Origin of the sequence: Dyella silvatica, assembly GCF_026283955.1 — a bacterium.
GTDB lineage: Bacteria > Pseudomonadota > Gammaproteobacteria > Xanthomonadales > Rhodanobacteraceae > Dyella_C > Dyella_C silvatica.
On record NZ_JAPDPE010000006.1, the window covers coordinates 62,732 to 81,051 of the forward strand.

The 18,320-nt window shown below is 62.7% G+C and carries 17 protein-coding genes; 8 read left to right on the top strand and 9 right to left on the bottom strand.

Annotated elements, in window-relative coordinates; genetic code table 11:
• Window positions 1-2: 2 nt before the first annotated feature.
• A complete protein-coding gene (locus tag OUZ52_RS02355; RefSeq protein WP_266156697.1) occupies window positions 3-914 on the bottom strand; it encodes a LysR family transcriptional regulator in 912 nt (303 codons plus the stop codon).
• A gap of 93 nt (window positions 915-1,007) precedes the next feature.
• Between OUZ52_RS02355 and OUZ52_RS02360 the strand changes: the two genes are divergently transcribed.
• The 4 genes from OUZ52_RS02360 to OUZ52_RS02375 all read left to right on the top strand — a co-directional run bounded on the left by OUZ52_RS02360 (window position 1,008) and on the right by OUZ52_RS02375 (window position 5,102).
• Window positions 1,008-2,015, top strand: a complete 1,008-nt coding sequence (locus OUZ52_RS02360) for a zinc-dependent alcohol dehydrogenase family protein (protein WP_266156698.1) — start codon at window positions 1,008-1,010, stop codon at window positions 2,013-2,015.
• 287 nt (window positions 2,016-2,302) lie between these two features.
• Window positions 2,303-4,387, top strand: coding sequence for a TonB-dependent siderophore receptor (locus OUZ52_RS02365; RefSeq protein WP_266156699.1), 2,085 nt, complete (start codon window positions 2,303-2,305; stop codon window positions 4,385-4,387).
• Between the two features lie 11 nt (window positions 4,388-4,398).
• The gene (locus tag OUZ52_RS02370) at window positions 4,399-4,836 is read left to right on the top strand and encodes a hypothetical protein (protein ID WP_266156700.1); all 438 of its coding nucleotides are present in this window, start codon (window positions 4,399-4,401) and stop codon (window positions 4,834-4,836) included.
• Window positions 4,837-4,874: 38 nt separating this feature from the next.
• Window positions 4,875-5,102, top strand: a complete 228-nt coding sequence (locus OUZ52_RS02375; protein WP_266156701.1) for a hypothetical protein — start codon at window positions 4,875-4,877, stop codon at window positions 5,100-5,102.
• A 7-nt stretch (window positions 5,103-5,109) separates the two neighbouring features.
• On the opposite strand, the gene OUZ52_RS02380 is transcribed toward OUZ52_RS02375, so the two are convergent.
• The 6 genes from OUZ52_RS02380 to OUZ52_RS02405 all read right to left on the bottom strand — a co-directional run bounded on the left by OUZ52_RS02380 (window position 5,110) and on the right by OUZ52_RS02405 (window position 10,998).
• Window positions 5,110-6,141, bottom strand: a complete 1,032-nt coding sequence (locus tag OUZ52_RS02380) for a Gfo/Idh/MocA family protein (protein WP_266156702.1) — start codon at window positions 6,139-6,141, stop codon at window positions 5,110-5,112.
• Window positions 6,138-7,007, bottom strand: a complete 870-nt coding sequence (locus OUZ52_RS02385; protein WP_266156703.1) for a phytanoyl-CoA dioxygenase family protein — start codon at window positions 7,005-7,007, stop codon at window positions 6,138-6,140. The genes OUZ52_RS02380 and OUZ52_RS02385 overlap by 4 nt, the downstream gene beginning before the upstream one ends.
• Before the next feature lie 14 nt (window positions 7,008-7,021).
• On the bottom strand, window positions 7,022-8,104 hold the full coding sequence (ribD, locus tag OUZ52_RS02390; RefSeq protein WP_266156717.1) for a bifunctional diaminohydroxyphosphoribosylaminopyrimidine deaminase/5-amino-6-(5-phosphoribosylamino)uracil reductase RibD: 1,083 nt from the start codon (window positions 8,102-8,104) through the stop codon (window positions 7,022-7,024).
• Between the two features lie 102 nt (window positions 8,105-8,206).
• Window positions 8,207-8,728 carry a transcriptional regulator NrdR gene (gene nrdR / locus OUZ52_RS02395; RefSeq protein ID WP_266156704.1) on the bottom strand — a complete coding sequence of 174 codons (522 nt, stop codon included), beginning with the start codon at window positions 8,726-8,728 and terminating at the stop codon, window positions 8,207-8,209.
• Window positions 8,729-8,810: 82 nt separating this feature from the next.
• Window positions 8,811-10,064 carry a serine hydroxymethyltransferase gene (glyA, locus tag OUZ52_RS02400; protein ID WP_266156705.1) on the bottom strand — a complete coding sequence of 418 codons (1,254 nt, stop codon included), beginning with the start codon at window positions 10,062-10,064 and terminating at the stop codon, window positions 8,811-8,813.
• Complete coding sequence (locus tag OUZ52_RS02405; protein ID WP_266156706.1) at window positions 10,030-10,998, bottom strand: DUF817 domain-containing protein; 969 nt, start codon at window positions 10,996-10,998, stop codon at window positions 10,030-10,032. The genes glyA and OUZ52_RS02405 overlap by 35 nt, the downstream gene beginning before the upstream one ends.
• A 510-nt stretch (window positions 10,999-11,508) precedes the next feature.
• Here OUZ52_RS02405 and ettA point away from each other — a divergent pair.
• The 4 genes from ettA to OUZ52_RS02425 all read left to right on the top strand — a co-directional run bounded on the left by ettA (window position 11,509) and on the right by OUZ52_RS02425 (window position 15,992).
• The gene (gene ettA / locus OUZ52_RS02410; protein WP_266156707.1) at window positions 11,509-13,176 is read left to right on the top strand and encodes an energy-dependent translational throttle protein EttA; all 1,668 of its coding nucleotides are present in this window, start codon (window positions 11,509-11,511) and stop codon (window positions 13,174-13,176) included.
• A 211-nt stretch (window positions 13,177-13,387) separates the two neighbouring features.
• Window positions 13,388-14,200, top strand: a complete 813-nt coding sequence (pyrF, locus tag OUZ52_RS02415) for an orotidine-5'-phosphate decarboxylase (RefSeq protein WP_266156708.1) — start codon at window positions 13,388-13,390, stop codon at window positions 14,198-14,200.
• Window positions 14,201-14,269: 69 nt separating this feature from the next.
• Window positions 14,270-14,965 carry a pentapeptide repeat-containing protein gene (locus OUZ52_RS02420; RefSeq protein ID WP_266156709.1) on the top strand — a complete coding sequence of 232 codons (696 nt, stop codon included), beginning with the start codon at window positions 14,270-14,272 and terminating at the stop codon, window positions 14,963-14,965.
• Window positions 14,966-15,029: 64 nt separating this feature from the next.
• Window positions 15,030-15,992 carry an MBL fold metallo-hydrolase gene (locus OUZ52_RS02425; protein WP_266156710.1) on the top strand — a complete coding sequence of 321 codons (963 nt, stop codon included), beginning with the start codon at window positions 15,030-15,032 and terminating at the stop codon, window positions 15,990-15,992.
• 45 nt (window positions 15,993-16,037) lie between these two features.
• Here OUZ52_RS02425 and OUZ52_RS02430 read toward each other — a convergent pair whose 3' ends face one another.
• Window positions 16,038-17,204, bottom strand: a complete 1,167-nt coding sequence (locus OUZ52_RS02430; RefSeq protein WP_266156711.1) for a threonine aldolase family protein — start codon at window positions 17,202-17,204, stop codon at window positions 16,038-16,040.
• 229 nt (window positions 17,205-17,433) lie between these two features.
• On the bottom strand, window positions 17,434-18,320 hold an 887-nt coding region (locus OUZ52_RS02435), incomplete at its 5' end, for an acyltransferase family protein (RefSeq protein WP_266156712.1).

Here is an 18,320-nt window from a genome sequence, read left to right on the forward strand (position 1 = left end):
AGCTAGGGCCTGTTCACGCTTTCGATCAAAAAATCGATCAAGCGGCGCAAGGCGGGGCTACGGTCGGCTCCCGGCAGCCACAACAAATGAATCGGCGAAGTGCTCAGCTGCCACTGCGGCAGCACCTCGACCAGGCGGCCCTGCGCAATCAACGCATCCGCCATGTAGTCGCCCTGCAAGGCGATGCCCACCCCGGCCAGCGCAGCGTCGCGTACCGCATGGGAATCATTGCTCGACAACACCGGGTCGATACGCACCGAACGGCGCCGCCGTTGCTGGCTGAATTGCCACAAGGTGCCGGTGCGCAAGCCGTTGAACGCAAGGCAGCGATGCGCCTTGAGATCGGCCGGGTCAGTCAGCGCCGGCGCCGCGGCCAGGTATTCCGGCGAGGCGCACAGATAACGCCGCATCGTGCCCACGCGCCGCGCCACCAGCTGCGTATCGGCCAGTTGCCCCACCCGCACCACCAGGTCGACCTTGGCCGCGACCAGGTCGACATAGGCATCGTCGTAAATCGCCTCTACCCGGATCTGCGGATGGCTGCGCATGAATGACGCCAGCAAAGGCGCCACGCAGGCGCGGCCATAAGCGGCCGGCAAGTGCAGGCAAAGACGCCCCGCAGGCTCGCCTTCCTGCGGACGTAGCTCGGCCGCCAGCGCAGCCACCACCGTATCCAGCCGCTGGCAGTGCAGCAGCAATTGCTCGCCGCGTGTGGTCAGGGTCATTCGCCGTGTGGTGCGTAAAAACAACTTGCCGCCGACCACGTCCTCCAGCGAGGCCATGCGCCGGCTCAGCACCGAGGGCGTGCAGCCGTTTTCGCGCGCCGCCAGCGAGAAATTAAGCAACCGGGCGGCGCTGGCAAAGCCGCGCAACTCGCGTAAACGGGTCGGCGTCAGCTCGAAGGATTTATTCATGCAGTGAATAAAAGATATGTCATATCGATGGATTATCACCTGATACGGTTAAGCGGACCATGCCGTCATTCCCACTGCATACGGATGACCCTTATGCGCAGCATTCAACTCACTGCCTTCGGCCTGGACCATTTACATGACGCCGAGCTGCCCACGCCCCGCCCCGGCCCGAACGAGGTGCTGGTACGGATGGAGGCCGCCTCGCTCAACTATCGCGACTACCTGCTGGCCATCGGCCAGCTTTATCGCGGGGTGAACTTGCCGATCGTGCCGGTCTCCGACGGCGCCGGCACCGTGCAGGAAGTCGGCAGCGCAGTCACTCGCTTCAAGCCCGGCGACCGCGTCACCACGTTCTACAAATCGCGCTGGCTGGCCGGCTCGATGCGGCCGGAATGGGAAGGCGCCGACATTGGCGGCCCGGCCGAAGGCGTGATGCGCGAACTGGCCTGCTTCGACGCGTACTCCCTGGCGCGGGCACCGGCACATCTTTCCAGTGTGCAATCGGCCACCTTGCCGATTGCCGCGCTGACCGCATGGCAGGCGTTGGAGCAGGCTCGGCTGACCACCGGCCAGACGGTCTTGGTGCTCGGCACCGGCGGCGTCTCCTTGTTTGCCCTGCAGTTCGCCAAACTGCGCGGCGCCCGCGTCATCGTGCTTTCTTCCAGCGATGAAAAGCTTGCCCGCGCCAAGGCCCTGGGCGCCGATATCGGCATCAACTACGTCAACGATACGCAATGGGGCAGCACCGTTTACCAGGCCACCGGCGGCGGCGTGGATGTGGTGGTCGAAACGGTAGGCGCCGCCACGCTGGGGCAGTCGCTGGAGGCTGTTCGCATGCACGGCTTTATCGGCCTGGTCGGTTTCATGAGCGGCATCGAGGCCACGTTCTCGTTGACCAAGGCCATCCTCAAGCGCGTGCAGTTGCAAGGCATCTCCGTCGCATCGCTGGAAATGCACGAGCAAATGATCCAGGCCATCGAGGCCACCCGCCTGGAGCCGGTGCTGGATAGCGTGTTCGGCTTCGGCCAGCTGCGCGAGGCCTTCGATCATCTGGTCGCCGCCAAGCATTTCGGCAAGATCGGTATCGACTTCAAGGCGTAAGCACCGCTCGAACACATAAGCGCCACCGTCACCTGCCAGCAAGGGGACAGTGGCGCTTAGCCGTCGCGCGCATCGATGCGCCATGCCCTGGCGCCGCGATCAGCGGCATCCAGCACTCGCCCGCTGATGCAGCTACCGGCCGCAGACACCTGGCCGACACGCTAGCCATTGTTCTTTGCGGTCGATCCGCATATTATTGCGAATCATTATCATTCAAATGATTCCAGCCGCAGGCACGTCGACCGCCAGACCCACCCAGGCACTCGGAATCCATTCAAGGATTACCCATGCGATATCCCGTCAGCCTCACGGCTCTGGGTCTGGTCGCGGCGTGCGCGCATGCCCAGGCCGGCCCGATCGAACCGTCCGTTTCCACGCTGTCATCGGTCGATGTGCATGGCCATGCCGACAAAGGCCTGCTCGGCCAGCGGGTCGGCGTCGGCGCCTTTCGCGATCAGTCGATTATGGATGTGCCGGCCACCATCAACGTCGCCACCCGCGACCTGCTCGACGCCCAGGCCGACGTCAGCCTGTACGACGTATTGCGCAATACCGCCGGCGTTACCAAGCAACAGTTGAGCGGCGAGGTGTTCGATCATCTGGCCATGCGCGGCATAACGCTGGACAACCGCAGCAATTATCGGCTCAACGGCTCGCTGCCGCTGCTCAATCTCACCGAACTGCCGCTGGAAGATAAAGAGCGGGTCGAAGTGCTCAAGGGTGTATCCGCGCTGTACTACGGCTACACCGCGCCCGGCGGCGTGGTCAACATGGTGACCAAGCGAGCGGGCCAACAACCGATCACCACACTAGGCCTGAGCATCGACAACAACGGCGGCAGCATCGGCCAGCTCGATGTCGGCCGCCGCTTCGGCGAGCGCCAGCAATATGGCGCACGCGTGAATATCGCGGGTGGCAGTCTGCAATCGCCGGTGGCTGGCATCGACGGCGACAAGCGCATGGCCAGCGCGGCGCTGGACTGGCAAGTCAACGACAGGCTCAACCTGCGCGCCGACCTGGAGTATTTCCACAAGAAAATCGGCGAGCAAAGTGTGATTACCCAGCCCGCCGCGAAGAATGGCAGCATCACGCTGCCGCGCATGCCCGATCCGAGCAAGCGGCTGTCGCCTGCCTGGGCTGACTTTGCCGCGCATGGGCATAACGTTTTACTGCATGCCGACTACGCCCTCAGCGCGCAGTGGCTGGCGACGCTGGAGGCCGGCCGCGCCGACGTCACTCGCGATAACCGCGCTTTCACCGAGATCAAGAACTACAACCCGCTCACCGGCCAGGGCACGTTGAGCGGCAACCGCCAAAGCGGTGCCAGCTGGAACAACCAGAACCTGCGCGCCGAGCTGTTCGGCAGTTTTGCCATCGGCGCCATCGGTCACGAACTGACTCTCGGCGCGGCGCAGACGAAATCGAACCAAGAGCAAACCGTAACCGGTCAATTCACCGGTGTGCAAAATCTTTATGCGCCGGTGGCGGTGCCGTGGCTGCCGATCAGCAAGACCACGGTGACGCCGGCCTTGAATGCCATCGATCGCGGTGCATACGTGACCGATCGGCTGACCTTTTCAGAGCACTGGCAATCGATTCTCGGCGCGCGCTACACCCGCTATACCAGCGACCAGGGCAGCAATAGTTATAAGGCCAACAAGACCACGCCGCTGGCGGCACTGATCTACAAATTCAATCCGGCGCTGATGGCTTACGCCTCGTATGCCACCGGCATCGAACAAGGCGACCGTGCACCGAATACCGCGAACAACGTCAACGAAGCCCTGCCGCCATCGATCAGCAAGCAGCAAGAACTCGGCATTCGCTGGCAACCCAGTGATCGATGGCTGCTCTCTGGCGCCGTCTTCGATATCGATCGCGCGGCCAGCTACGTCAACGAGCGCAATGTATTCGTGCAAAGCGGCCGCCTGCGCTACCGCGGTGTCGAACTGAGCGGGCAAGGCCAGCTGTCGCCCGCATGGTCGTTGCAATTCTCCACGCAGTATTTGCAAGCACGCTTTCGCGACATCAACGCCGCACTGCAAGACAAGACGCCGGAAAACACCCCCACGGTAACCGCTAGCCTGTTCGCCGAATATGCCGTGCCATACGTACCCGGCCTTGCACTCAACAGCGGCCTGTATTTCACCGGACGCCGCCCGCTGAACAACGCCAATCAGGGCTATATCGACAACTACACCCTGGCCGGCATCGGCGCGCGCTATGCCACCGTGATGCTCGGCAAGCGCGTGTTGTGGCAGCTCAATATCGACAACCTCACCGACAAACGTTACTGGGCCGCCACCGGCAACAATCGCCTGGCCATGGGGCTGCCACGCACCGCCAAGCTGACGTTGAAAATCGACTTGTGAGACATCGCAGCATGACTTCGAAAAGCACCTTCAAGCGCGCACTCGTAGCACTCACCCTGCTCTGCGGTTTCGCACTGGCATCGACACAAGCTACAGCGGCCGGTGCGGCCAAAACGGTTTTGCTGGTCGTGCGCAAAGACGGCAAAAGCCTGGCCTACGATCAGAAAATCGAACAGCATCTCAGCGCACGCGGCTTTGCCGTCACGCTGTACGACCAGTATCAGCCTGCGGCCAAGGCCAAGGATTTCGATCTGGTCGTGCTGTCGTCCACGGTGCGCTCACGCGACCTGCTCGACGCCTACCGCAACACACCGGCCCCCATGGTCACCTGGGAAAGCGATCTGCTTGACGATATGGCTATGAGCGGCAAGCGCCCGGACACCGACTTCGGCAAGCTCACCAAACAGCATGGCTGGTCAATGCGCCGCATCCACTGGCGGCCGGGCTAGCCGCCGGCATCGTCAACGTTTACGTCAAGAACGCGCCGATGAATTGGGGCAAGCCCGGGCTCGGCGCAAGCATCATCGCCACCGTCGCGGGCCAGCCGGAAAAGGTCGCCATCTTCGGCTATGAAAAAGGCGCCACGATGGACTACGAATCGCTGGCGCCCGCGCGGCGGGTGATGTTTTTCCTCGACAACGAAACCTTCGACAATCTCACCCCCGAAGGTTTACACCTGTTCGACGCCGCCATCGATTGGGCAATGGCACGCTGAAACCACCTTAGCGATTACCGCCCGCCATCTGCTGGCGGTAGTCGCGCAGCACCTGGTCCATCACCCAGTTCGTGCGTGCGCCGCTGTCGGCTGTCGATGGGCAGGCGCCCATCTGGCCGGTCAGTTCGGCGACGATGCTTTCGATCAACGGTTGCTGGATATGCAACGGGTTCTCGATCTTCCATTCGCTGATCCCCTTCGCGTTCTCGACGCGAATCGGCCCATTGCCGAAGGTAGCGAACGAGATGCGGCCATACGTACCAATGACCTCGATCTGATCGTGATGGATTGGGCTGTCGAAATTCCACAGCCCGGTGCCCAGCATGCCGTTGGCAAAGGCGAACGACATCGCCACGGTATCTTCCACCGAATACGCCTTGAGCTGGTTGCTGGCATGCCCGCTGGCGGCAACGATCGGGCCGAACAGCCAGTCGAGAATATCCAGGGTATGGCAGCCGATATCCATGAAAATGCCGCCGCCGGAGATATCCGGCTGCACATGCCAGGGTAGGTTTTTCGGATCGTGGTAGCGCGGATGATGCGGCTCGTACAGCATCGTGTTGACGATACGCGGGGTACCGATCACCTGCTCGTCAAACAATAGTTCGCGCACCTTGCGAAAGCGCGGCAACATGCGGCGGTAATACGCCACGAACACCGGCACCCCCGCCGCGCGCCCGGCCTGCATGATCTCAGCGCATTCGGCCGCATTCATCGCCATCGGCTTTTCCACATACACCGGCTTGCCCGCGGCGATAGCCATCAGCGCGTACTGCTTATGCGTGGAGGGCGGCGTGGCCACGTAGATCGCATTCACCTGCGGGTCGGCGATCAGCGCCGCGGCATCGTCATACCAGGCCGGCACACCATGGCGCTGGGCGTAATCGCGCGCCTTCTCGCCATCGCGGCGCATCACCGCCACCAGCGACGAGTTCGCGGTCGTACTGAAACCCGGCCCGCTCTTGACCTCGGTCACGGCGCCGCAGCCGATGATGCCCCAGCGAACAGCCTGCATCGGTTCGATATGAGCTGAGGTCATGTGGTCTTGAACTCCTGGCGAATGAATTGCTGATGGTACGCGTGAAAAACATCGACCTCGGGATGACGCGCACGCTCAGCCAAGTGCAACTGCAACGCGGCGCGCACCCTGGCATCGAGTGTGTCGAGATATTCAGGCGTGTATTGGCTGTGGTCGAGCACGCCGAAATGACAAGTGGGCTCGTGCAGGCGGGAGTGGAATCCCAGGTGGATGGTGATGCGGCGCTCGCTCAGCACGCCGGCGTAACCGCGATGCACGGTGTAGTTGTTATAAAACACCGCCTCGCCCGGCTGCAGCACGATTTGCAGGCCGTCGCTCAGCTCACCGGCATCGACCGGCGCCATCTTCTCGGTGTTGCCAAACACTGCCCGCTCTTGCGCAGTCAAGGCGCGGCGATGGCTGCCCGGCACAATCCATAGGCAGGGGTCGCGCGTCAGCGGCACATTCACCTGCACGTAGTTGAAGTGATAGCTATCGCTGAACCAGGCGGGGTCGATCTGCTCATCCGGCACCTGCATCACATCGCGATGCCAGCCCTGGCGATAGTCGATACCGGCCTCACCGTAAAACAGCGAGGCGCCGTCAATGACAATGCCCTCGCCGAGCAGCTCGCCGCAAAGGCCGACAATGGCCTCGTTGCAGATGATGTCCTGCACGCCGCGCACGTCTTTACCCGGCTGTAGAAATTGCAGGTTGCTCATGCGCCGGGCATCGGCGCGTTCGCTGCGCGACGCTTCCACCGCCGCCACGTAACGGGCAACGCTGGCATCGTCGAGCACCCGGCGAATCAGGTAACCCTGCTCGCGAAAAGCCGCGCGTTCGGCGGGGGTAAGCCCGGCTGCCGCCCTCTCGCTGCTGTCTCTCATGATGAAGTCATTCCTTACGAAATTTTCGGACGCAGTAACAAGCGTATATCGCTACCCAGCTGGCGCTGATCGAGCGTACGCAGTTGCCAACGGGCCGCCATGTCGGTCAGCGGCGGCAGGCACAGTAACGGCCGCGCGCGGTCGCCCAACAACAGCGGCGCCACATACAGCAGCAACTCATCGACCAGCCCCGCGGCGAACAGTTCGCCGCATAAGGTCGGGCCCGCCTCGACATGGACTTCGTTGCACCCGCGCTCAGCCAGCAAGGCCAGCACGGCATGCAGGTCCAGCGCCTGGTCATGCTCTGCCACGCTGACGCATTCGACCGCGGCAAAGCGCGGATCGACGGCGCTTGCCTGTGGCGCATGCAATAGCAAGGTCGGCGCGCTGCCGTCCAATAGGTGACTGCCTGATGGCGTGCGCAATCGGCGATCCAGCACCACCCGCAGCGGCGGGATAAAACCAGCGCCGACGGTATCCGCTGACGCGCCTAGCCGCACCGTCAGACGCGGATCATCCGCCAGCACCGTGCCACTGCCGGTGAGGATCGCCGAACTGCGTGCACGCCAGCGCTGCACATCCTCGCGTGCCGCCTCGCCGGTAATCCATTTCGACTCGCCATTCGCCAGCGCGGTACGGCCGTCCAGACTCATCGCCAGTTTCACTCGCAGCCACGGGCGGCCGCGTTCGATCCGGCTGAAGAAACCGATATTGAGTTCGCGCGCGGGCTCACGCATCAAACCCGTATCCACCACGATGCCGGCGGCGCGAAGCTTTTCGATGCCACGCCCGGCGACCTGCGGGAAGGGATCTTCCGCGGCAATCACCACACGGGCCACCCCGGCCGCGACCAAGGCATCCGCACAGGGCGGCGTGCGGCCGTAGTGCGCGCAGGGTTCCAGCGTCACATAGGCGGTGGCGCCGCGTGCGCGCGCGCCGGCCTCGCGCAGGGCGAACACTTCCGCATGTGGCTCACCGGCGCGCTGATGCCAGCCACTGCCGATGACCCCACTGCTATCGGCAATGACGCAGCCGACGCGGGGGTTGGGTTGGGTGCTGTAAAGACCGCGTTCGGCCAGGCGCAAGGCCTGCGCCATATGAAGATGGTCGAGTGAGGTAAACGGCGACGAAGGTATAGGCATACCCGTTATTGTCGCACCACCGGGCTGGCGCCGGTCCAAGCGCCTGGACAAAGGCGCCTAGCTTTTCTTGCCGCGACGTCCGCCGCCCTCGCCCAGCAGTGACAACTGCAAATGCTCCAGCCCCGGCAGGTCGCGTTCCAGCTTTTCGATTTCCTCGCGAAACGCCTGCACGTCTTCGAATTTGCGATACACCGAGGCAAAACGCACGTAGGCGACCTGGTCGAGCTTCTTCAACTCGCGCATCACCAGCTCGCCGACCTGGCGCGAAGGCACTTCGCGCTCGCTGCTCTTGCGCAAGTCGTTGATGATGGTGCGCACCGCCGCATCCACCGCATCGGTAGTCACCGGCCGCTTCTGCAAGGCCCGCTCGAAACTCACCCGCAGCTTGCGCTCGTCAAAGGTTTCGCGCCGCTCGCCGCTTTTCACCACGGTGGGCAGCTTCAGCTCGGCGGTCTCAAAGGTATTGAAGCGCTCGCCGCATTGCGGACACTCGCGCCGGCGACGCACGGTCGAGCCGTCCTCGGCTAGCCGCGAATCGATCACACGAGTGTCTTCGTGCTGGCAGAAGGGGCAATGCATCTAGCGAACCGGGAATCGAGAAACGCATACGAAACAGGAATCTTCAAGGATTCCCGTCAGCCCCTTCCCGATTCCCAGTTTCTCAGCCATACACCGGAAACTTCTTGCACTGCGCCGTCACGCTCTCACGGACCTTGGCGATCACCGCTTCGTCGCCCGGCGCATCCAGCACATCGCAGATCCAGTTCGTCAGCTCGATCACGTCGGCTTCTTGGTAGCCGCGCGTGGTGATGGCCGGGGTGCCGACGCGCAGGCCCGAGGTGACAAAGGGCGAGCGTGGATCGTTCGGCACGGCATTTTTATTGACCGTGATATGCGCCTTGCCCAGAGCGGCCTCGGCGTCTTTACCGGTGACTTCGCGGCCGATCATGTCGACCAGCATCAGATGATTCTCGGTACCGCCGGAGACCACGTTATAGCCACGCGCGATCAGGGTCTTGGCCATCGCCTTGGCGTTTTTCACGACCTGCTGCTGGTAAGCCTTGAACTCGGGTTCCAGCGCCTCTTTGAACGCCACGGCCTTGGCGGCGATGACATGCATCAACGGGCCGCCCTGGATACCCGGGAAGACGATCGATTGCAGTTTCTTCTCGTGCTCTTCGCTCAGGCCGGCAGCGATGATGAAGCCGCCGCGCGGACCACGCAGGGTCTTGTGGGTGGTCGAGGTGACCACGTGCGCATGCGGCACCGGGTTCGGGTATACGCCGGCGGCGATCAGGCCGGCGACGTGCGCCATATCCACGAACAGATAGGCACCGACCTTGTCGGCAATGGCGCGGAAACGCGCCCAGTCCACCACCTGCGAATAGGCGCTGAAACCGGCGACGATCATCTTCGGCTTGTGCTCGTCGGCGAGGCGCTCGACTTCGGCGTAGTCGATCAGGCCCTGCTCGTTGACGCCGTACTGCGCCACATTGAACAGCTTGCCGGAGATATTGACCTTGGCGCCGTGGGTCAGATGCCCGCCATGGGCCAGGCTCATGCCGAGAATGGAATCACCTGGATTGAGCAAGGCGAAGTACACCGCCTGATTGGCTTGCGAGCCCGAATGCGGCTGCACGTTGGCATAGGTGGCGCCGAACAATTGCTTGAGGCGCTCGATCGCCAACTTCTCGGCGACGTCGACATATTCGCAACCGCCGTAATAACGCTTGCCGGGATAACCCTCGGCGTATTTGTTGGTCAACACCGAGCCCTGGGCTTCCATCACACGGGGACTGGTGTAGTTCTCCGAGGCGATCAGCTCGACGTGGTCTTCTTGGCGACGGGCTTCGTCGGCAATGGCCTTGGCCAGTTCGTCGTCATAACCGGCGATCGTATCGTTCTTCGGGAACATCCTGACCTCTGTGCGTGGCAAGCGGGGAAGGCCGGAAAGTGTAGCTCCCATGGGCATTTGCAGCCACCGTCCCGGCAGTGCGCTCGGCTACGGCCCAGACCATGACGTAACTGATGATCAGCAACAGCAGCCAGGCGCCCAGTTTGGACAGCGGCACCATGCTCCAGGCCTGATGCTGGTGGGGGTAACGCCAGGCCTGGGTAAAGGTGCCGATGTTCTCGGCAAACCAGATAAACAAGGCCACCAGCAACAGCCCAAGCAGCAAGGGCATGCGGCGATGCGCATCACGGATGCGGAAATGAACCCAAGTCGGCCCGAACAACAGCGCCAAGGCCAAGAACAGCAACGGCCGGGCATCGGGCAAGAAATGGTGGCTAAAGAAGTTCAGGTAAATCGCCACCGACAGCGCCATGCCCGCCCATAGCGGCGGATGGCGCGTGAAGCGAAACTCGAACAGCCGCCAGGCACGCGCCAGATAGCTACCCACGGCGGCATACATAAAGCCGGTGAATAGCGGCACCCCGCCGATGCGCAGCACCGACGCCTCGGGGTAAACCCACGAGCCCATGGCGGTCTTGAACACCTCCATCGCCGTGCCGACTAGATGAAACAGCAAGATCACCCTGGCCTCTTCGCGGCTCTCCAGCCGCGCAGCCAGCAAGCCGCCTTGAATCAGCAGCGCCGCCACGGTCAAAAAGTCGTAGCGCGCCAGCCACGCCGCGGACGGATAGAAGGCCCAGGTCAGACATAGCAACGCCACCATGCAACCGCCAAACAAACAGGCTGAGGCTTGCTTTACCCCGAAGCAGACAAACTCGTGCAGGGCGACTGCCCACCGACCACGCGGCCGCGCCCAGCGCGCCGTGCGGCGATCCAGTTGCTGTAGCCGCCGCAGCGGGGTCACCCGATCCAGCAACGCTGTCGCGCGATTCATTGTTTTCCCTTCGTCATCTGTCGACCAGCGCAAAGGGAAAGCATGAAAGCCCGCGATGACCTGCCCGGGCCGGCTTATGGCAAAACGACGAACAACGGGAGTGCTTGCACAGGCAGCCGCTGGAATACCCGCCGCGCCAAGACAAAGTCGCGGCCTGACCACGCGCGACCCACGCGCCGATCCCAAGCAGCAGGCGCTAGACTCCTTTGGTTTCAATGGGATGGCGAAGAAAATCGCCGACTGATCAGCAGCCATGCCTGCTGACCCAGACGATGGCTCGACAACGGCTAGCTGAGCTTCGAATGCCCGCTATCGCCACCATCGCGGCTGGCCGCGGCGGCGCAAGGCCCGATACCCCCGCGGAGACGCTTCTTATCTGCCGCCCGGCCACGCGGTCACCGAATTGCCATGGCAGGGAAACGGCCGATCAGCGATAATCGGCGGTCTTTTCCCCTTTTCTTTGCCGGGCCGCCGACCAAGCGGCTTGCGGAACGCCCCCAGGGAGTCAGCATGAGCTCGCAATACATTTACACCATGAACGGGGTGAGCAAGATCGTCCCCCCGAAGCGTCAAATCATCAAAGACATTTCGCTCAGCTTCTTCCCCGGCGCCAAGATCGGCCTGCTGGGCGTGAACGGCGCCGGTAAATCCACCGTGCTGAAAATCATGGCCGGCGTGGATACCGACTTTCAGGGCGAAGCCCGTGCCCAGCCCGGCACCAAGATCGGCTACCTGGCGCAGGAGCCGCAGCTCGACCCCGAAAAGACCGTGCGCGAAGCGGTCGAAGAAGGCGTCGCCAACGTGCTCGATGCGCAAAAGCGTCTCGAAGAGGTGTATGCCGCCTACGCCGAAGAAGGCGCCGACTTCGACAAGCTGGCGAAAGAACAGGAACAGCTGGAAGGCATTCTCGCCGTCAACGACGCCCATGCACTGGAGCGTCAGCTGGAAGTCGCCGCCGACGCGTTGCGGCTGCCGCCGTGGGACGCCAAGATCGGGCCGCTGTCCGGTGGTGAAAAACGCCGCGTGGCACTGTGTCGCCTGCTGCTGTCCAAGCCCGACATGCTGCTGCTCGACGAACCGACCAACCATCTGGACGCCGAGTCGGTGGATTGGCTGGAGCAGTTCCTGCAGAGCTACCCCGGTACCGTCGTGGCCGTCACCCATGACCGCTACTTCCTCGACAATGCCGCCGAGTGGATTCTCGAACTCGACCGCGGCCGCGGCATTCCGTGGAAGGGCAACTACACCGAATGGCTGGAACAGAAAGGCGAGCGCCTGGCCCGCGAAGAAGCCGCCGAAAAGGGCCGTCAAAAAGCCCTCGCACGCGAGCTGGAGTGGGTGCGCTCGGCCGCCAAGGGCCGTCAGTCCAAGGGCAAGGCGCGTATCAACCGCTTTGAAGAACTGAACTCGGTCGAATACCAGAAGCGCAACGAAACCAACGAGCTCTACATCCCGCCGGGCGAGCGCCTGGGCCAGGAAGTGATCGAGTTCGTCAACGTCAGCAAATCCTTCGGCGACCGCCTGCTGATCGACGACTTGTCGTTCAAGGTGCCGCCGGGCGCCATCGTCGGCGTGATCGGTCCGAACGGCGCGGGTAAATCCACCCTGTTCAAGCTGATCATCGGCCAGGAAACGCCCGACCAGGGCGAAGTGAAGCGCGGCCATACCGTGCAGCTGGCCTATGTCGACCAGTCGCGCGACAGCCTCGATCCGAAAAAGAACGTGTGGCAGGAAGTGTCCGACGGCGCCGACATCATCACCATCGGCCGCTACGAGTTGCAGTCGCGCGCCTACATCGGCCGCTTCAACTTCAAGGGCACCGATCAGCAGAAGCTGGTCGGCAGCCTGTCCGGTGGTGAGCGCGGCCGCCTGCACCTGGCCAAGACCCTGATGCAGGGTGGCAACGTGCTGCTGCTCGACGAACCGTCCAACGATCTTGACGTGGAAACCCTGCGCGCCCTGGAAGACGCCATGCTGGAATTCCCTGGCTGCGCCATGGTGATTTCGCATGACCGCTGGGTCCTCGATCGCATCGCCACCCACATCCTGGCGTTCGAAGGCGACTCGCACGTCGAATTCTTCCCCGGCAACTACAACGAGTACGAAGCGGACAAAAAGCGTCGTCTCGGCGATGAAGGCGCCCGCCCGCATCGCGTGAAGTACAAGAAGCTGGTGTAAGGCTTCGGCCCCTTTTTGATCAGGGGCATTGGAGAAGGGAGGCAAGAGCGCTACCCCCTCCCAACCTCCCCCTGCAGCCAGGGGGAGGGGCAAAAGCATCAGCCCCCGCTGAGGGGTTAAAGGTACGACTCCCTCCCCTGCTCGCAGGGGAGGGTTGGGGAGGGGTCAAACCCGCCTCACCCCGCAACACCAAAATTCCAAGGAGCCCCCGATGCACTTCATGCAAGCACTACAACAAGCATGGACCCGCAACCATTCGCTGGTCTGCGTCGGCTTCGATCCCGAACCCACGAAATTCCCCGCTCAATTCCATGGCAAGCCCGATGCCGTGTTTGAATTCTGCCGCGCCATCGTCGACGTCACCGCCGACCTGGTCTGCGCCTACAAGCCGCAAATCGCCCACTTCGCCGCCCTGCGCGCCGAAGACACGCTGGAACGCCTGATCGCGTACATCCATGCCAAGCATCCCGGCATTCCGGTCATCCTCGACTCCAAGCGCGGCGACATCGGCAGCACCGCACAGCACTACGTCAGCGAAGCGTTCGATCGCTACGGTGCCGATGCCGTCACCATCAACCCGTATATGGGTCGCGATTCGGCGCAGCCCTTTCTCGACCGCGCCGACAAAGGCGTGATCCTGCTCTGCCATACCTCCAATCCCGGCGCGGCCGATCTGCAAGATCTCGACGTCGGCGGCAAACCGCTTTATCAGCATGTGGCGCAGATCATCGCGCGCGACTGGAACACCCACGGCAATTGCGCCCTGGTCACCGGCGCCACCTGGCCCGAGCAACTCGCCGAAGTGCGCGCATTGATTGGCGACATGCCCTTGCTGGTGCCCGGCATCGGCGCGCAGGGCGGCGATGTCGAAGCCGTGCTGCGCCACGGCCGCAGCGCCAACGGCACCGGCCTGATGATCAACTCCTCGCGCGCCATCCTCTACGCCAGCAATGGCGAAGACTTTGCCCAGGCCGCACGCGCCGCCACGCAAGAGCTGCGCGACACGATTAACCGCTATCGCTGATCCGCTTCGCATAGAACATGACGGGCTGGCTAGAATGACCAGCCCTGTTCGCGCATGGAATCGTCACGCATGTCAGAGGACATCCCACGGATCGATGTCGAGGCCGCAACGCTGACCCGCGACGAACTCATCGCGCTGCTGCAAGACGAGCCCACACCCCGTCGATTCATCGGCACCGACTTCTCGGGCGCAGACCTGTCTCGACTCAGCTTGAATCATTGCGAATTCCAGCGCTGCATCTTGATCGGCACGCACTTCCTTGGCAGCGCCCTGGAAGGCACGCACTGGAAAAACTGTCGCGGTGCGCAAGCTTCTTTCGAAGCAGCCAACCTGCTGGACGCCACCTTTGCCAACTGCGATTTCAACAACAGCCGATGGCTGCGCGCCAAGCTCTCCCATGCCAGCTTCGTCGAGTGCAAGCTGACCGGCGCCAACCTCGCCCATTGCGACAGCCTCGGCCTTAGCTTTAGCGATACCTTGCTGCGGGCAGCGCTGCTATCGGGCATGTCGTTTTGCAAAGCCACCCTGCAAAACCTGGATTTCACCGACGCCGACCTCAGCCACACCGATTTTCGCGATGCCGTTTTCGAAGGCGGCAGCCTCGCCCATGCGCGCATCGTTGGTGCCAAGTTCGCCGGTGCCGATCTTCGCGGCGCCGACCTCAGCGGCTTTGAACTGAACGACGCCAAGCGCTTCAAGGGCGCAACCATTTCCCGCGCACAAGCCGCCATGTTTCTTGCCGAGCTGGGCGTCTCGGTCATTTAGACGGCCAGGTAACGCATCGAGCACCTCGTGCGATAGTCACCGCCTCGCTCCCGAGAGCCCTGCTATGCCCGTACCGACGCATAAAAACGACCCGTCCAACCCGACACGCCGTCGCCTGCTGCAAGCCGCCGCCCTGACACTGGCCGCTGCCGCCTGCCCGCTGCCATTGCTCGCCGCTGCGCCACGCTCGCGGCTGATCCTGCTCGGCACCGCGGGCGGCCCCACCCCCAAACCCAACCGTGCCGCACCCGCGCAAGCCATCGTCGTTGACGGGGTGATCTACGTGATCGACTGCGGCAACGGCGTGGCCCGGCAAATGGTCTTGGCCGAACTCAAGCTCGATGCCATCCGCAACGTCTTTATTACCCACCAGCACTCCGACCACAACGCCGACTACGGCAATCTGCTGTGGCTGGCCTGGGCCGCCACCTTGAAAACCCGTGTCGATACCTGGGGCCCGCCGCCATTGAAAGAGATGACACGACTCTTTCTGGCGATGAACGACAGCGACATCCAAACGCGTATCGCCGACGAAGGCCGGCCGCCGCTGGCACCGTTGATCGTGCCGCACGAACTCACTACAGCCGGCGTCGTAATGCAGGACGAGCGCGTCAAAGTCACGGCGGCTCTGGTGCAGCATCCGCCCGTGGTGCCTTCATTCGCCTATCGTTTCGACTGCCCGGACCGGAGCATCGTGATTTCCGGCGACACCCGCCCTTCGGATAACTTGATCACGCTGGCCCACAACGCCGACGTGCTGGTGCATGAAGTGATGTACATGCCGGCGCTGGATCGACTGATCGCCAGCGAGCCCGATGCCAAGCATCTGCGCGAGCATCTGCTGGCCAGCCACACCAGCGCCGAGCAAGTCGGCCGTGTCGCCACCGCCGCCGGGGTAAAGACGCTGGTGCTCTCCCACTTCGTACCCGGCGGCCTGCCGGCGATCAGCGACGAGACCTGGCGCGATGCCGTGCGCCCGCACTTCAAGGGCAAGCTGGTGATCGGGCGTGATTTGCTGGAGCTGTGAGTATGACCGTATTGCGATGGGCATCGCTGCACTCGGCCCAAGCTACTATCCGGCGAAGGCCTTGACGATATAGTCGGTGTCGCGTCGTAGCAGGGTTTCGTTAAAGCCCAGCTCCAGCTTGCCGGATTCGAGATCCTGGATAAGGATGTTCGCTGACTTCATGCGCTCTTGCAGGCCAGCCTGTTTGTCGGCGGCAATGTGCACGAAGTGAATATTGGTGCCGTGCTCGACCCGCTCTACGGTGAACCCTTCGATAGCCGACAACTTCTCCAGCAAGCGATCGCCCGCCGCACGCACCCGCGCAAAGCGCTCCTCAAAACCATCGAGCGTACCCAGCGCCAACAGCGCCGGCTCCCAGCCGTGATACACCGTGCCGCCGAATAGGTGGCGAGTCTCGCGCGCCTTGGCCATCATCTCCTTGCTACCGGCGAGAATCGCGCCAAACGGCGCCCCCAGGTATTTGTACAGCGACACGTAAACCGTATCGAACAAGGCGCTGTACTTGCTGGGAGAAAAACCCTCCGCCCCGCTATTGAGCAACAGCCGCGCACCGTCCAGGTGCATGCCGATGCCCTTCGATCGCGCCAGTGCCGAAATCTTCGACACCAACTCGTATGGCAGCATCGCACCATCGGCGCGGCGCACCGGGCTTTCCAGGGAAATAGCCCCGACCGAAAGCGGATACGCGCCTTTTTCGGTCAGCGTAATCGCCGCCTCCACTTCTTCGAAGCTTGGCGCTGCGCGCCCGGGTGCCAAGGGCAAAAGATTGATATTGCTCAGCGTCGTGACCGCGTCGCTCTCATCCCGGTACACATGGCTTTCCTGCTGCACCAACGCACGCCGGTGCTCACCACATAACAAGCGCAACGCCACTTGATTGGCCAGCGTGCCGGTCGGCATAAACGCCGCATCTTGCTTGCCCAGCAAGGCCGCAAAGCGCTGCTCAAGATCGCCAACGGTGCCGCCCTTCAAATACGCATCCTTGGACTTGTCCAGCTTCTGCAACAGCTGATCGACGCGGGCGATGATGTCCCGGCTATAACGTGGCACGTCATCACCCGCCAATAACACGGCATCGTTGATGTGCTGCGGATCCTGCGGACTCTTCGGCGAAGCGGCCATCGCCACCGGCGCAAACAACGTCGCCCCCGACAACAAACCCGTAGCGGCACCCAGCGAAAGAGACGAACGAAGAAAGTCGCGGCGATCCATAATCGTTCCTGCCGACAGGCCAAAGAGAGGTCAGCCGATCATAACGACAGGCAACACGGCGGCTATCGGTCAAAGGTCATAGTCAGTGAAAGCGCCAAGCTCATCCAAGCCACGTGGGTTGAGGTGAGCGAAGCGAACCCCAACCATTTGCGACGACTCTCGATGTCGGGCATCACTTCGTTCAGCCCAACCTACTCTCGCCCTGATCTGCTGCATTCGCGAAACGCCATCAAGCTGCCGCCAACGCATAACGCCGTCCGCGCAACCAGCGCTCGGCGGGTGCGGACAACCAGCGTTCCATCGCGGCGCCGAGCAGCCAGCACAGCGGCAGTGCGGGCAAGTACCAGAGAAAGCCGTAAGCGACATCGCTGCCGTTGGCTTTGTAGAGGCGCACGATGGCGAACACGATGAACATATGAGTGAGGTAGATCTCGTAGCTCAGGCGCCCCCATGCACGCAGCCAGCCGAAGCCGGGCAACGGCTTGCTATCGCCTGACGCCTGCCGTTGATCGCAAGCGATCAGCAGGCTCAGCGTGGAGAAGGTCAGCAGCAGCATGCAGCCCTCGCCTAGCCACGGCCAGAGCAGGCCTTCGATCGTAAAGATAGCGGTTAGCCCGATGATGCCGGCCCACTGGAAAGCATGGACCGCCCATCGGGGTGCGCGCCAATGCGCCACCAGCAACGCGCCAAGTACGCCGGTGGCGATCGCTGCCATGCCTGGCAGGTAGGCTTTTTCTTGCCAGATCTCGTTGGCTTCAAGCGCGCCGCGTGTCCACGGCAAAGTAAGTGCGAACGCAAACAACAAGGGCGCCAGCACCCAGGCACGGCGAGTCAGCAAGCAGACAATGGGGAAGCCTAGATAAAACACTTCTTCGATCGACAACGACCACAGCACATCCCAGCCGCCGGGCAGATAGCCGGTCATGCCTTCGTACCAGTTCAAATGAAGACCTAGCGCAGCGAAGATGGCGCGCGGCAGGCTTTGGCCGTCTCGCTTGATCACATAGTCGGTGACGCCCAGCAGATGCATCAGGCTAAGCACCGCGACGATGGCGAGCAGGCACGGCACGATGCGGGCGAAGCGTCGCGCATAGAACGCACGCATGTCGATATGGT